Source organism: Asticcacaulis sp. YBE204 (assembly GCF_000495855.1).
Lineage (GTDB): Bacteria > Pseudomonadota > Alphaproteobacteria > Caulobacterales > Caulobacteraceae > Asticcacaulis.
In genome coordinates this window covers 1-14,995 of sequence record NZ_AWGF01000023.1, presented here as the reverse complement: position 1 = coordinate 14,995, position 14,995 = coordinate 1, and the positions used below count along the sequence as shown (strand labels likewise).

13 protein-coding genes and 1 pseudogene are annotated in these 14,995 nt (G+C 61.2%); 7 read left to right on the top strand and 7 right to left on the bottom strand.

Going from position 1 to position 14,995, the window contains the following annotated elements; genetic code table 11:
• A partial coding sequence (locus AEYBE204_RS39110) for a polymer-forming cytoskeletal protein (RefSeq protein WP_023464142.1) occupies positions 1-460 on the top strand: 460 nt, incomplete at its 5' end.
• A gap of 87 nt (positions 461-547) precedes the next feature.
• The gene (locus tag AEYBE204_RS39105; protein ID WP_031231661.1) at positions 548-1,456 is read left to right on the top strand and encodes a YihY/virulence factor BrkB family protein; all 909 of its coding nucleotides are present in this window, start codon (positions 548-550) and stop codon (positions 1,454-1,456) included.
• Positions 1,457-1,477: 21 nt separating this feature from the next.
• Here the strand turns inward: AEYBE204_RS39105 and AEYBE204_RS39100 are convergent, their stop codons facing one another.
• The 5 genes from AEYBE204_RS39100 to AEYBE204_RS39080 form a co-directional block, all read right to left on the bottom strand.
• The gene (locus tag AEYBE204_RS39100) at positions 1,478-1,774 is read right to left on the bottom strand and encodes a hypothetical protein (RefSeq protein ID WP_023464140.1); all 297 of its coding nucleotides are present in this window, start codon (positions 1,772-1,774) and stop codon (positions 1,478-1,480) included.
• A protein-coding gene (gene prfB, locus AEYBE204_RS39095; RefSeq protein WP_155908527.1) for a peptide chain release factor 2 occupies positions 1,775-2,897 on the bottom strand; the annotation gives its coding sequence in 2 pieces (ribosomal slippage) (positions 1,775-2,827 and positions 2,829-2,897; 1,122 coding nt in all).
• A 67-nt stretch (positions 2,898-2,964) separates the two neighbouring features.
• Positions 2,965-3,705: a hypothetical protein gene (locus tag AEYBE204_RS39090; RefSeq protein ID WP_023464138.1), complete on the bottom strand. Its 741-nt coding sequence runs from the start codon at positions 3,703-3,705 to the stop codon at positions 2,965-2,967.
• A gap of 21 nt (positions 3,706-3,726) precedes the next feature.
• Positions 3,727-6,129, bottom strand: coding sequence for a penicillin-binding protein 1A (locus AEYBE204_RS39085; RefSeq protein ID WP_023464137.1), 2,403 nt, complete (start codon positions 6,127-6,129; stop codon positions 3,727-3,729).
• A 217-nt stretch (positions 6,130-6,346) separates the two neighbouring features.
• Positions 6,347-7,576 (bottom strand): N-acetylmuramoyl-L-alanine amidase, encoded by a 1,230-nt coding sequence (locus tag AEYBE204_RS39080; RefSeq protein ID WP_023464136.1) that lies wholly within the window; start codon positions 7,574-7,576, stop codon positions 6,347-6,349.
• Between the two features lie 620 nt (positions 7,577-8,196).
• Here AEYBE204_RS39080 and AEYBE204_RS39075 point away from each other — a divergent pair.
• The 3 genes from AEYBE204_RS39075 to AEYBE204_RS0120920 all read left to right on the top strand — a co-directional run bounded on the left by AEYBE204_RS39075 (position 8,197) and on the right by AEYBE204_RS0120920 (position 13,223).
• Positions 8,197-10,908 carry a ribonuclease E/G gene (locus tag AEYBE204_RS39075; RefSeq protein ID WP_023464135.1) on the top strand — a complete coding sequence of 904 codons (2,712 nt, stop codon included), beginning with the start codon at positions 8,197-8,199 and terminating at the stop codon, positions 10,906-10,908.
• Between the two features lie 125 nt (positions 10,909-11,033).
• Entirely contained in the window at positions 11,034-12,437 is a 1,404-nt protein-coding gene (locus AEYBE204_RS39070) for a M48 family metalloprotease (RefSeq protein ID WP_023464134.1), read from the top strand.
• 12 nt (positions 12,438-12,449) lie between these two features.
• Positions 12,450-13,223 (top strand): thioredoxin domain-containing protein, encoded by a 774-nt coding sequence (locus tag AEYBE204_RS0120920; protein ID WP_023464133.1) that lies wholly within the window; start codon positions 12,450-12,452, stop codon positions 13,221-13,223.
• Here AEYBE204_RS0120920 and AEYBE204_RS39065 read toward each other — a convergent pair.
• Positions 13,216-13,986 (bottom strand): thiazole synthase, encoded by a 771-nt coding sequence (locus AEYBE204_RS39065; RefSeq protein WP_023464132.1) that lies wholly within the window; start codon positions 13,984-13,986, stop codon positions 13,216-13,218. The genes AEYBE204_RS0120920 and AEYBE204_RS39065 overlap by 8 nt on opposite strands.
• A 14-nt stretch (positions 13,987-14,000) precedes the next feature.
• Entirely contained in the window at positions 14,001-14,204 is a 204-nt protein-coding gene (gene thiS / locus AEYBE204_RS39060) for a sulfur carrier protein ThiS (protein ID WP_023464131.1), read from the bottom strand.
• Positions 14,205-14,295: 91 nt separating this feature from the next.
• Between thiS and aroQ the strand changes: the two genes are divergently transcribed.
• The gene (gene aroQ / locus AEYBE204_RS39055; protein ID WP_023464130.1) at positions 14,296-14,736 is read left to right on the top strand and encodes a type II 3-dehydroquinate dehydratase; all 441 of its coding nucleotides are present in this window, start codon (positions 14,296-14,298) and stop codon (positions 14,734-14,736) included.
• Between the two features lie 52 nt (positions 14,737-14,788).
• Positions 14,789-14,995, top strand: a pseudogene (locus AEYBE204_RS39050) (acetyl-CoA carboxylase, biotin carboxyl carrier protein); the annotation flags it as partial.

The following is a 14,995-nucleotide window of genomic DNA, read 5'->3' as shown; positions in this document are numbered from 1 at the left end:
GACGCCTGCCCCCGCGCCGGTCGCCGCGCGCGGCGCGCCGTCTCTGCTGGCCGCCCACCTCAATATCGACGGCAATATCACCGGCACCGCCGATCTTCAGATCGACGGCAATGTCCGCGGCAATGTCAAGGTCGCCCACCTGATCGTCGGTGAAGCCGGCAATATCGAAGGCGATGTCGAAGCCGAAACCATCGAGGTACGTGGCCGCGTTCTGGGCGCCATCAACGGCAAGTCGGTCAGGCTCCTGTCGTCGGCCTATGTCGAAGGCGACATCAGCCACGAAGCCCTGTCGATCGATGTCGGCGCCTATTTCCAGGGTCGCTGCCTGCAAACCCGCCGTGTCGAAGCACCGGTTGTCGCTCCGGTCGTGACGCCCGTGGTCAATACATCACACAGCTTCAGCAGCAGCGACGCCAGCATGAACAGCTACGATCTGAACGCCCTGTCCGATCTGAAGTAACCGGACGATGCGGGATTAGGATTTAAGCCGGAAAAGGTATTGACCTTTTCCGGCTTTTTGCTGGCTCATTCCCTTATGACGACACCTATGACAGACTCGGATACCCGCCCTCGCCCGCCTCTAACGGGCAAACTGCTGCTGCAAATGCTGATGGAAGCATTTCAGGAATGGAACGACGACAAGGCACCGCGACTGGGGGCGGCGCTGGCCTTCTATAGTATCCTGTCGATCGGACCTTTGCTGCTGATCGTAACCGGTGTGGCAGGTCTGGCGTTCGGACGCGATGCGGTGAACGGTTATCTGTTCGCCGAATTGCGCAATCTGGTTGGCGATGTCGGCGCGGCGGGCATTCAGGCGATCCTGGCCGGCGCAGCCAATCCTCAGCAGGGCATCGTCGCCACCGTCATCGGCATCATCACGCTGGTCGTGTCGGCGACGGGCTTCTTTGCGCAGCTTCAGGATGCCATGAATGCTGTATGGAACGTCGAAAACGACGTCAATGCCGACTGGAAATGGTTCGCCAAAAAGCGCCTGCTGTCCTTTGCGCTCGTGGTCGGGATAGGATTTCTGCTGCTGGTCTCGCTGGTCATATCGGCAGGATTGGCGGCCCTGAGCGCCATGATCGCCAGCTTTTTGCCCGGCTTCATCATGGGCTTTGTCAACGTCGTAATTTCGTTCGCCGTGGTGACGTTTTTGTTCGCTATGACGTTCAAGATTTTGCCGGACGTGCATATCGCGTGGCGCGACGTCTGGGTCGGCGCGGCGATCACCGCCGTCCTGTTTTCCATCGGCAAGCAACTGATCGGGCTCTATCTGGGGCAAAGCGCTCTGTCCTCGGCCTATGGGGCGGCGGGCTCGCTGATCGTCGTTCTGGTGTGGATCTACTATTCGACGCAGATATTCTTCTTCGGTGCGGAATTCACGCAGGTCTATAGCCGCCACTTCGGCAAGCAGATCATGCCCCGCCGCAAGCGCAAGGCCAAGCCGGAGATGTAGGCATTAAAAGGTTTAAGATAGCTAGTGAAGCTCGACTTCCCAAAACTCGAAGGGAGGATCAGGCACGTCTCTCGTTACATATTGCCGAATATACTGAGCCGCTCGCTGTTCCGCCCATTTGGCATTCAGCACATTCCCCTGTTCATCAAGTTCGATGACATTGGCAAATATAGCAAAAACCTGCTCCAGTGCGCTCGGCTCTTCAAAAATACAGCTATAGTCAATGCCTTCGAGAAGTGGGTAGCCAACCGAACGATTGGCTACCCAAAAGGCGAATGTCCGCAACACGCTGCTAAATTGCGGGCTTAACTTAGCCATTTATCCCTCGACCGCGTCGCGTGTGGCGCCGACCCGCTGGGCCAGGGACGCCGCCATGAACGGATCGAGATCGCCGTCCAGAACGCCCTGACTGTCAGAGGTTTCCACGTCGGTGCGCAGGTCCTTGACCATCTGATAGGGCTGGAGAACATAGGAGCGGATCTGGTGACCCCAGCCGATATCGGTCTTCTGATCCTCAAGCGCCTGCTGGGCCGCCTCGCGGCGTTGCAGTTCGGCCTCGTACAGACGCGCGCGCAGCATCTTCCACGCTTCGTCGCGGTTGGCGTGCTGAGACCGTCCGGCCTGACAGGCCACGGCAATGCCGGTTGGGATGTGTGTCAGGCGCACTGCCGAGTCGGTCTTGTTGATATGCTGACCGCCCGCGCCCGACGCACGATAGGTGTCGGTACGCACATCGGCCGGGTTGATCTCGATGACGATAGTATCGTCAACGACCGGATAGACCCAGACCGAGGCGAACGAGGTATGGCGGCGGGCGCTGGAGTCGAACGGCGAGATGCGCACCAGACGGTGGACCCCGGCCTCTGTCTTCAGCCAGCCATAGGCGTTCGGCCCCTTGATGGTCAGGGTCGCGGACTTGATCCCCGCCTGATCGCCGGGGGTTTCTTCCTCAAGCGACACGGTCATGCCATGCTGGGTCGCCCAGCGCGTATACATGCGCAGCAGGATACCGGCCCAGTCGCAGGATTCGGTGCCGCCCGCGCCGGAATTGATTTCCAGATAGGCGTCGTTGCCGTCGGCTTCGCCGGACAGCAGCGCCTCAAGCTCGGCGCGCGCCCCGCGCTCCTTGATGACCTTGAGCATGGTGCGGGCCTCTTCGAGCAGGTCCTCGTCGCCTTCCATGTCGGCCAGTTCGGCGTAGTCGAGCGCGTCCTTAAGCTCCCGCGTCAGGGAATTGACCGCTTCGACGCCGTTGGCCAGCTTGGTGCGTTCGCGCATCACGGCCTGCGCCTCTTCGGGCTTGTCCCACAGCGTCGGGTCTTCGACCCGCGCGTTCAGTTCGTCGAGACGTCTAAGCGCGACATCCCAGTCAAAGACGCCTCCTGAGCAATCCGATGGATTGCTCGATGTCTCGGGCCGAAGCCTCAACATCCAGTCGCATAATCATGTCCTTGCGGTAAAAACAGTAGCCGAGCGGGATAGCCGTAGCCGCGCCGATTGGCAAGGTTTTAAAACGGCGCGGGTATGCGTTGCCGGAGAGCAAGCGATGACAGGCCTTCCGTATCCACACTGACCCGAATTTCCCAATAGAGCCCGCCCGGTTCCGTTAGGGGAACGCATATCACCCACAGGTTTTCGGAAGACCGCTCGATGATAAACGTATTTTCGAGCGGCAGGTGAGCGAGGAACGTCCAGGCATTATCTGTGCAGGTCATGGTCGTATCGGTCACGCAGGTCACCGTGATCTTTGGGCGTTTCCCGATTTTTGTCTCCGCGCGCATTTCGTCAAGCCAAACCAGAACGCGCATTGCCTCCTCTTGGTTACCGCTGGGTTGAACCCAGGCAAAACGCAACGAGTTACCGCAGGCTTTGCCCAGGGCGATCTGGCCGGATTTTCTCACCCTATCGACACGAACAACCCTTTTCGGATCAGCCCAATCGGGGTCGGATGCCTTTGGATGAAGCAAATCGACATGATACACCGTGCGGCGACAAATCCCTTCAATCGCGGGTTCGGCGCGGGCAAACAGTTGCACGCTGCTCGGCGGCGCGTTGGCAACGACACCGGGAAGCGTCTTATGCGCCGCGATTTCAGCGGCCTCGTCGGCGGTCAGAAGATGAGCGGCAATTTCCGCCGTCGGTCGCGTTTTCAGCCCCTCGAAGGTCAGGCTATCGCCGTCCGGTGCCGCAAAAACATCGCCCGACACGAGCGCCAAAACCAGAATCATCGCACCGAATATACGCTTCATCACACCCCCTCCCGGCGCAACCTAGTACAGGACCTCTTCCTCGATCTCGTCGACGTATTTTTTCTTTTTCGGTGGTTCCGCTGGTTGTTTCGCAGGCGGCACCTCGTCGGCGGGTTGCCCGGTCAGACCGTCGCGCCAGACCTCGTTATAGGGCTTCGGTCCCTCGACCTCGCCGGGGACATGCTCCACCGGCTTGGGTTCGGTGCCCGGACGGAAGGCTTCTTCGTGGCCGCGGATGGAAACGTAAACCGCATCCTTGGGCTTGCGGAACTCCTTGACCGGCTTGCCTTTGTTCGCCGTCGCCATGAAGTCGACGAAGATCGGCAGGGCCGACGAACCGCCGGTCTCGGAATCCCCCAGCGAACGGTTGTCGTCGTAACCGACAAACACACCTACTACCAGATCGGGCGTAAAACCGACGAACCACGCACTGCGGTATTCGTTGGTCGTACCGGTCTTGCCGCCGACGGGACGGCCCAAAACCTGCGCCTTGACGGCGGTGCCGCGCTCGACCACGCCCTGAAGGTAGGAATTGATCTGATAGGCGACGATCGGGTCCATGACCGGTTGCCCGTCCGGCGTCAGGCGTGGCGACTCGGTGCCGTCGAAAGCGCGCTTGCAGGCATTGGGGCAGGTCCGCTGATCGGCGCGGTAGATGACCTTGCCCTGATAATCCTGCACCATCTCGATCAGGTGCGGCTTGATGCGGCGACCGCCGTTAACGAAGGCCGAATAGGCGGCCGTCAACTGATAGGGCGTCGTTTCGGTCGAGCCGAGCGCGTTCGACAGGTAGGGCTCCATCTTGTCCACGGCACCGTATTGCACGACCTTAGAAGCGACGATCTTCATGCCCACCTTGTCGGCCAGACGCACGGTCATGGCGTTACGCGACAGCTCCAGCCCCTTGCGCAGGGTCTGCGGCCCATAATAGGTGCGCGAATAGTTCTTCGGCGACCACGCCTCGCCGTTCGCCCCCTTGAAGGTGATCGGCCCGTCGACCACGATCGAGGCAGGGGTAAATTCGCCTTCCAGTGCGGTGGCGTAGATGAACGGCTTAATCGCGGAACCCGGCTGCCGCTTGGCCTGGGTCGCGCGATTGAATTTCGACAGCGAGTAGGAATAGCCACCGACCATAGCCACGACACGGCCCGTCCACGGATCTACCGCCACCAGCGCCCCATTGACCGCCGGCACCTGATGCAGATGATAGGTTCCGGTCGCGTCGCGCGACACATAAACCAGATCGCCGCTTTTCAGATTGCCCGCCGTCCACGCCACGTCGGCCCCGCGAATCTGACCGCGGTTTTCGTTGGTCGTGCTGTCCATAAGACGAATCGCTCCGGAAGATCGCTCGACGATGGCGATTTGCCAGTCGGGGCGCTCGAACGGCGCTTTCCGGCGCTCCGGCAGATGGTTCTCAGCCTCGGCGGCGGCGTCCTGCCAGCCCTCGGTCAGGGCGATATTGCCCCACGCGCCGCGCCAGCCGTGGCGGCGGTCGTACAGTTCCAAGCCGTCCATCAGCGATATCCGCGCGGCGGTTTGCAGCCTGGGGTCCAGGGTCGTCTTGAGGTAATACCCGGACGAATAGATGTCATCGCCGAACAGGTTCTTGGCGCGGCTTTCGACCTCGGCGACGAAGAAGTCGGCGTCGCGGTACTTGGCGCGCTGCGGCGCCGACTGCACGACCAGGTCTTCCTTCATGGCGGCCTCGGCCTCGGCGGGCGTCACCCAGCCGACCTTGGCCATTTCGCCGAGAATCCAGTTCCGGCGCTCGATGGCACGGTCCTTGTTGCGGATCGGGTGATACTGGTTCGGGCCCTTGGGCAGGGCGGCGAGATAGGCCATTTCGGCCAGGGTCAACTGATCGACCGACTTGCCGAAGTAGTTGTAGGCCGCCGTGCCGATACCGTTGGAGCGATAGCCGAGATAGATATCGTTCAGATAAAGTTCGAGAATCTGTTCCTTGCTCAGCGAGGTCTCCAGCCGCCGGGCCAGAATGAATTCCTTAAGCTTGCGCCCCAGAGTCCGTTCATTGGTCAGAAGAACGTTCTTCGCCACCTGCTGCGTGATGGTCGATCCGCCCTCTAACCTGCGGCCCTGCACGAAATTGACGACGTTCTTCATCATGGCCCGTGACAGGCCGCCGACATCGACGCCGGAATGGTTGAAGAAGTTGCGGTCTTCGGCGGCGAGAAACGCCTTGCCCAGACGATCGGGGATGCGGTTGTAGGGAATAAAGACGCGGCGTTCCTTGGCGAATTCACCGATCAGGGTACCGTCCCACGCGAAGACCCGGGTCGAGGTCGGCGGCCGGTAATCGACGATCTCGTTACCGTCGGGGAGGTCGTGGAACAGCCACGCGGCATAGATGGCGATGGCAAAGCCCGCGATCGCCACGGCGGTCATCATGACCACGCCCGCCATAGCAAACCAACGCTCCGTGGACTTCACCCAACACCTCCGTCACCGGTACGCGACCGCACCAGCCTGTAATTCACTACTGTTTATCAAACGCAAAGCGGCCCGCAAAGCCCTGCGGACGTTATTAAATCAAATTGCGGCTTATGAGAGACGTTACACAACAAAAAGCTCCGTCGCGAACGACGGAGCTTTCATGATTTCAGATACTTAAGGCTAAGGTTTAAGGGATCATTGCAAACGAGGCATAGCGGACATCGTTGGCGAAATATTGATCGATCGCCTTGACCACCTGCCCCATCATGCGCCCACGTTGGCCCGAATCATTGAGCAGGCGCTCGTCTTCGGGATTGGTGATGAAGCCCATCTCCAGCAGCACGGCGGGGACATCGGCGGCCAGCAGGACGACGAACCCGGCCTGACGGTGGCTCGATTTCAAGAGCGGCGTGGTGCCGTCGAGATTGTCGAGCATCAGTTCGGCGAAGGTGGCCGAGCGGTTCTTGGTGGCGCGCTGGGTCAGATCGACCAGGATACGACCAACGATCTTGTCCGGCGACTGCACCGCCAGCGACCAGTCGCCGCGGTTCATGGCGTTTTTCGCCGCACGCTCGGTGCCGGAATCCGAGAGGGTATAGATCGAGGCACCGCGCACCTTGTTATCGGGACCGGAGTCCGAATGCAGCGAGATGAACAGATCGGCATTGGCGCTGCGGGCGATGCGGACGCGGGCGACCTTGTCGACATAGGCGTCGGTGTCGCGCGTCATGATCACCTTGTAACGGCCCGTGGCTTCAAGCTTGGTCTTGAGCATCTTGGCGGCAGCCAGATTGACGTCCTTTTCCCACGAATTGGCACCCTTGGCGCCCGGATCGTGGCCGCCGTGACCGGCGTCGATGACGATGACCTTCTTGGTGCGGCGCGGCTGCTCGGCGACCATTTCGGTACGGGCGGGCGCAATCGGCGGCGGCGCGGCCTTTTCGATCGGCTGGGGTTTGGCGGTCGTTTCAGCCGTCACCGAGACGACATCGACGACATAGCGATAGGTGCTGATCCCGTCCGAGGGCGGCAGCAGGAAGCGCTTGGCCACCTTCGCATCGCCATTGAAATCGAGACGCAGGCGGGTCATACCGGCGGTGGTGTCGAGCTTCCAGCTTTTGATAAGGCCCTGCCCTGCGCCGCTCAGACCGTCGCCGACACTGACGCCACTGAGGCCCAGTACGGCCTTGTCGTAGTCGGTATCGCGGCTGAGAAGTTCGCCCTTGACCGACGAACCGAGGTCGATGACCAGGCGGGTTTGAGTCTGGGTTCCGCCAAGGCGAACCTTGACAATGTCGCCCTTATTGGCGGCTTCAACGGGGGTAATATCGGCTGCGCTGACAAGGATGAGACCGGCCAGAAGCGAGGCCGCGAATACCTTACCATTGCCGACAAAACGCCATACACGTCGGATCATTCAGTAGCTCCACCACACGGCGCGTTTCCATTCTGGAGGGTGCGCCCTATAATTTCTTTTATGTCCCCAGTGATACACGACGCGGGTAGCTATACCGTTAACAGACAAAAATAATTGACACCTTTTCTTTTGTGCGGCGATGTTGCATATTCGACGCGCTTGTTTTGAGTCAGGCAAAAAGCAATGTCTTGCTTGCCGATTTTCAACAGCGTTTCCGGCGCTTTGCCCGTAGCGTTACCAACGCCGCCCGCATAGACAGCACCGAACCCGAAAAGATTTCAGGGCCATATGCGTTTCCGCTTAATGGGAAACATACGGGCCTTGCAGCGGCGAAACGGCCCCTTACCTAAGGGCCGCAAGCCATCCGAAATAAGAATTCACCGGCTTGTCCGCGCCCCGTTGGGGCAGGACGATCCGGCAAAAGCGTTTAAGGTTTAAACTACACCCTATGGGCTGTGCCGCTCTTGATATGCCCCGCAATTTTGCAGCCCCGCGCGACTCGCGCGGCGGTCGGGCCGTAAGCGCACGCCTTTCACCCTTACAGCACCGCCTTCTCACCCCGCCCGAAAAGCTCAGGCTTTTGCGGTTGCGGCGGCGTGGGCGCTGCGGAGACTGCGTTAATGTCCAAGTCAATGTTAATCGACGCGACCCACACGGAAGAAACCCGTGTCGTCGTGCTCAACGGTTCCAAGGTTGAGGAATTCGATTTTGAAAGTCACGCCCGGAAGCAGCTTCGGGGCAATATCTATCTCGCGAAGGTCACCCGCGTAGAACCCAGCCTTCAGGCCGCCTTCGTCGAATATGGCGGCAACCGGCATGGCTTTTTGGCCTTCAACGAAATCCATCCCGACTATTACCAGATCCCGGTCGCCGACCGCGAAAAGCTGATGGCCGAACTGGCCGCGCAGGCCGCCGCCAATAACGGCGCGGACGACGACGCCGAAGAACACGAAGACGACGGCGACGACCTGCCCGACGAAGAGCGCCGCCTGCGCGCCCACCTGATCAAGCGCTACAAGATTCAGGAAGTCATCAAGCGCCGTCAGATCCTGCTGGTTCAGGTCGTCAAGGAAGAGCGCGGCAACAAGGGCGCGGCGCTCACCACCTATCTGTCGCTGGCCGGTCGCTACTGCGTCCTGATGCCGAACACGGCGCGCGGCGGCGGCATCAGCCGCAAGATCACCAACGGTGCCGACCGCAAGCGCCTCAAGGCAGTTGCGCAGTCGTTGGACGTGCCGCAGGGCATGGGCCTGATCGTGCGCACGGCGGGCGCCAAGCGCACCAAGAACGAGATCAAGCGCGACTACGACTACCTGCTGCGCGTCTGGGAAAACATCCGCGAAACGACGCTGAAGTCGAACGCCCCGGCGCTGATCTACGAGGAAGAAGACCTCGTCAAGCGCGCCATTCGCGACCTGTTCGACAAGGATTTCGACAACGTGCAGGTCGAGGGCGAGGACGGTTTCCGTTCCGCCAAGGACTTCATGCGCATGATCATGCCGTCGCAGGCCAAGAAGATTCAGCTCTACCGCGGGGCCATGCCGCTGTTCGCGCGCCACGGCATTGACGATATCCTGAACAAGATCTACTCCCCGGTCGTGCCGCTCCGTTCGGGCGGCTATCTGGTCATCAACCAGACCGAGGCCCTGGTCGCCATCGACGTCAACTCCGGCAAGTCGACCAAGGAACGCAATATCGAGGCGACCGCCCTCAAGACCAATATGGAAGCCGCCGAAGAGGCCGCGCGCCAGATGCGTCTGCGCGATCTGGCGGGCCTCGTGGTCATCGACTTCATCGACATGGATGAAGGCAAGAACAACCGCGCCGTCGAAAAGAAGCTGAAAGACGCCCTGAGCGAAGACCGCGCCCGCATCCAGATGGGCAAGATTTCCGGCTTCGGCCTGATGGAAATCAGCCGTCAGCGCCGCCGCACCGGCTTCCTCGAAGGCACGACCACGGTCTGCCCGCACTGCGAAGGTCAGGGCCGCGTCCGCTCGGTCGATTCCTCGGCCCTGTCGGCCCTGCGCGCGGTCGACCTCGAAGCCATGACCCACGGCGCGGGGGCCATCACCCTCAAGCTGCCGCAGGCCGTGGCGCTGTACATCCTCAACGAGAAGCAGGCGCACCTTGCCAAGCTGCGCACGGAATGGGGCCTGAAGGTCAATATCGAGATCGATGCGGACTTCACCCACGCCGAGCATGAAATCACCCGTACGGTGCATGCCGACGAAGTCGAATTCACGCCGCCGCCGCGTCCGGACCCGATCCTCGATCTGGGCCCCGATCCGGACTATGACGAAGCCGAGGACGAAGACGACGAGGTCATCGTATCCGACGCCGACGACATCGAGCGCGAAGACAGCGATGACGACGAAGCCTCCGAGCGCGCCGAGCGTGGCTCCGGTGATCGCGAAGCCAATGAACGCGAAGACCGGCGTGGCCGCCGTCGCCGTCGCCGTCGTGGCGGGCGTCCGGACAGCGAAGCGCGCGCCGAGGGCGAAGAGGCTTCGGAAGCCGTGACGGCTGACGGCGAAGCCGCCGAGAGCGAAGACGATAGCGAAGACGGTAACGACCGCAATGGCCGTCGCCGCCGTCGTGGCCGTCGGGGCGGTCGTCGTGCTGGCTTCGAGGCCAAGCCGCGCGAGCCTTATTCCTGGGTCCGCGCCCGCACGCCGTCGCTGGAAGAACCCTATGTGTGGATCGACCCGTTCGACGAAACGCAAGGCAAGCGTCCGCCGGAACCCGGTGAAACGCCGGACGGCTTCACGGTGATCGAACTGCCGACGGAAACCGTCGAAGCAACGACTGAGGCCGTGACCGAAGCCGCTTCGGTGCTGGGTGCCGCTACGCAGGCCCCGACCTCGCTGGTGCCCGACGACGTGCAGTCGCAACCCGCGCCGAAGGGCAAGCGTCCGCCGCGCCGTCGCAAGACCGCCGAAACCGCTGCACCGGAGGCCGTCGCCGAGACGGTGGAAACACCGGTCGAGGTCGTCAGCGAACCGGTTGTCGAGCCCGACACCGTCGCGGAAGCGCCCGTCGAAGAGAGCAAGCCTGTCCGCAAGACGCGTTCGCGCAAGAAGAAGGTCGAAGAGCCGGTCGTCGAGGTCGAAACCACGGCTGTGGAAGCCCCGGTTGAAGTCCCTGTGGCCGAGGTCGCTGAAACGGCGGTGCCCGAGGTAAGCGAACCGGTGGTGACGCCGGAGATCGTGCCTGAGCCCGAAGCCGTGCCCCTCACCGGCAGCTTCGCGCCTGAAACCGTAACCGTCGAGGCCGACCCGGCTGAGATCGTCGCCCCGCCGGAGAAGCCGAAACGCGGCTGGTGGCGCCGGTAAGCGATATCGATGAAATCAAACCCGCAAGGTTCTCACCTTGCGGGTTTTTTCCCGGTTGTGGGGAAGCCTTAGATTTGTCACTCTTCGCTTCCATACAAGGACGCAAACTCCAGAAGGCAACCGGAATGGCGTGGAACAGTCTGAAAAGCGACGCGAAATCGTGGATGAAGCCCGTCGTGGCCGCGTCGATGATGGTGCTGGCGACGATTGGACTGGCCCCCAAGGCCAATGCGCAGGCGATCATCCGCGACACGGAGATCGAGCTGTTCCTGAAAAAGGAATCGCGCGTGATCCTCGAAGCCTCAGGCCTCAATCCCGATAATGTGCATTTCCTGCTCATCGCCGATCAGTCGATCAACGCCTTTGCCACCTCGCGTCAGATCATCGGCCTGAACACCGGCATGATCGGAGAAGCCGAAACGCCTAATGAACTGTTCGGGGTCATCGCCCACGAAGCCGGTCACCAGAGCGCGGGCCACACCGTGCGTTCCGACGAAATCTATCAGGCGGCCAAGGCCCCGGCCATGATCACGCTGGGCCTCGGCGTCATCGCCATCCTTGCCGGTGCGGGTGACGCCGGTATCGGCCTGATGGGCTCCTCTTCGACTTTCGGCACGCTGGGCGCGCTGCGCTATATGCAAACGCAGGAAGCCGCCGCCGATCTGGCCGGGGTCAAGGCGCTGGAACGCGCCGGCATGTCCGGTCGCGGCATGGTCGAGTTCTTCGACAAGCTGCGCAATTACGAGACCTTCTCCAATGCCGAGCGTTATCAGTATTTTCGCACCCATCCTCTGTCACGCGACCGCGTCGCCGTCCTGCGCCGGGTCGCCGCTGCGCAGCCGCATTACAATGCCGAAGACCCGCCCGAAGTCGTGGCACAGTTCAAAATCGTCAAGGCCAAGCTGTCGGGCTTCCTCGACCCGCCGATGAAGGTCTTTCAACGCTATCCGGAAAGCGACACCTCCTACCCGGCGCGTTATGCCCGCGTCATCGCCTGGTACAAGGAAACCGAGGTCAAGAAGGCGATGACCGAACTGGACAAGATGATCGCTGAAAACCCGGACAACCCTTATCTGTGGGAATTGAAGGGCCAGATCTATTTCGAAACCGGTCAGGCGGCTCTGGCCATTCCGGCGCACGAAAAATCCGTTGCCCTGATGCCCGACGCCCCCCTCTTGCAGGTCAATCTGGGGCAGGCTCTGGTGGCGATGGGCGATAACGACAACCTGCGCAAGGGCGTCGATCACCTCAAGCTGTCGCTGAAATACGAGCCAGACAACAGTTTTGCGTGGAATCTGCTGGCACAGGCCTATGACGGCCTGAAAATGCCCGGCGAGGCGCGACTGGCCTCGGCCGAAGAGCAGTTCTACAACGGCAATATGGAGCAGGCCCGCACCTTCGCCGTCTGGTCGCAGAAAAACCTGCCTCAGGATTCCATCGAATATCGCCGCGCCCGCGACATCGTCCTGATCAGCTCGTCGCTGATGGGCGTCGATCCGGTCGACGACGTCACCCGCAAACGCCGCTAGAAAGAACGCCTCTTGTCCGATACGCCTGAAACCCCCGCCGCGTCGTCTGTGAAATCCGAGCCGCTGCTGAGCAAGTCCAACCTGACCCTTGCGGTCGCCACCGGGGCCTTCGTGTTGGCTCTGGCCCCTTATGTCCTGCCGAACATCCAAGGTCTGATCGTGCGCGGCGGCATCCTGTCGCGGCCAGAAGCCCTGATGGAAGGCAGCCGCGCCTTGCAAGCCAAGCAGGACGCTGAATTTAAGCAGTCGGTGGAAACCGCCATCAAGGCCAATGAAGGCGCGCTCGTCGCTGCCGACGATCCGGTCATGGGCAATCCGAAAGCCTCTATCACCATCGTCGAATTTCAGGACTATCTATGTGGCTACTGCAAGGTCGCCGCGCCGCAGATCGAGGCCTTCCTCAAGGAAAACCCTGACGTCCGCGTGGTCGTGAAGGAATATCCGGTTATCCGCCCGGATCAGTCGCGCTTCCTCGCGGCGCTGGCGCTGGCGGCGCGCGACACCGGCCACTATGAAGCCGTGCATCACGCACTCTATGCCAGCGATCTCAAGACCGACGCCGACGTCGATCAGGCCCTGATCTCGGCGGGCGTCAATCCGGCGGAAATCCGCGCCAAGGCGCAGACCCCCGCCGTTCAGGCCAAGATCGACGAGACTCTGAAACTGGGCCAGAGTCTCGGCATTCAGGCGACGCCGAACTTCATCATCGGCGGTGTGCTGATCAACGGCGCCGACCTCAATCAGGTCAAGACTCTGGTCGCCGCTGAGAGAACCAAACTTAAATAAGGCCCGCGAGGGGCGAGGACGGATCGGCGTAGAGCTTCTTCGGCATCCGTCCCGCCAGATAGGCTTCGCGACCGGCGATGACCGCGTGTTTCATGGCGACAGCCATGCGGATCGGATCTTTCGCTTCGGCAATGGCGGTGTTCATCAGGATGGCATCGCAGCCCAGTTCCATACCAACCGCCGCGTCCGACGCCGTGCCGACGCCCGCATCGACCAGCACCGGCACCTTGGCGTTCTCGATGATGATGCGGAGCGTCACCTTGTTCTGAATACCGAGGCCCGACCCGATCGGCGCGCCCAGCGGCATGATGGCGACCGCCCCCGCCTCTTCCAGCTTTTTCGCGTAGACCGGATCGTCCGAGCAATAGACCATGACGTCGAAGCCGTCCTTGACCAGCAGTTTCAGCGACCGCAGCGTCTCTTCCATGTCGGGATAAAGCGTCTTGGGGTCCGACAGAACCTCCAGCTTGACGAGGTTCCAGCCCCCCGCTTCACGCGCCAGACGGAGCGTCCGCACGGCGTCTTCGCCGGTGAAACAGCCCGCCGTGTTGGGCAGGTAGGTGAACTCGTCCTGTTTGACATAGTCCATCAGCATGGGCTGGTTTGGATCGGTCAGGTTGACGCGGCGCACGGCCACGGTGACGATTTCCGCGCCCGATGCCCGTGCCGCGGCAGCGTTCTGTTCGTAATCCTTGTACTTGCCCGTGCCCACGATCAGGCGGGAAGTGAAGGTGCGTCCGGCGACGGTCCAGCTATCAGTCATAATATTCACTTTTCTCAGTTTCCCCCACCGACGAAATGGACGATCTCCAGACGGTCGCCGTCCTCGAGCGGGGTGTTCAGATAGGCCGATTTCGGCACGATTTCGAGGTTGCGTTCCACTGCGACCTTACGCGGATCGATTCCAAGACCTTCGACAAGGGCCAGCACATTGGCCGCCGCAACCTCGGATTCGGTGCCATTCAACAGGATTTTGGTCATTTTTCGGTCATTTCGGAGCGTGTGGGTCCGCTTTTTCTTGTGAGCCGCCGCAACAGGCGATACAAGACCGCATCCACTGGATAAGGCCTGCATGTCGAAACCCATATATGTCCTTAACGGCCCCAACCTCAACCTTCTTGGGGTGCGGGAACCGGAAATTTATGGATATACCCGCCTTGAAGACATCAAGGCGACGTGCGAGGCGCTGGCCCAGGCCAAAAACGTAGCCGTCGTCTTTCGCCAGACGAATCACGAAGGCGAACTGATCGACTGGGTGCAGGAGGCACGCGAAGCGGCCTCGGTGCTGATCATCAATCCGGCCGGTTACGGGCATACTTCGGTGGCGTTGCTCGACGCCCTGAAAGCCCTTAAGCAGCCGATCATCGAATGCCATCTCTCGAACCCGCACGCCCGCGAACCGTTCCGCCATCACTCCTACGTGTCACTGGCGGCCAAGGCGGTTATTGCCGGTATGGGGGCGATTGGTTATGAACTGGCTATTGACGCGGCCCTGCGCCTCATCGAACAGTAACGTCAAAAGCCCTAAAGGTCCGAATGGGCCGCACACTGAATAAGGTAAGCGCATGTCATCGCAAAAAACGGTTGATCCTATCGACCCTCGTCTGGTCCGCAAACTGGCCGATATCCTGAAGGAAACCGAACTGACCGAGATCGAGGTCGAACAAGGTGACCTGAAAATCCGCGTCGCCCGTCAGCTGACCGCCGCGCCCGCCGTCACCTATGCCGCGGCTCCGGCCCCTGTGGCTGCCCCGGCGGCCCCGGCACCGGTT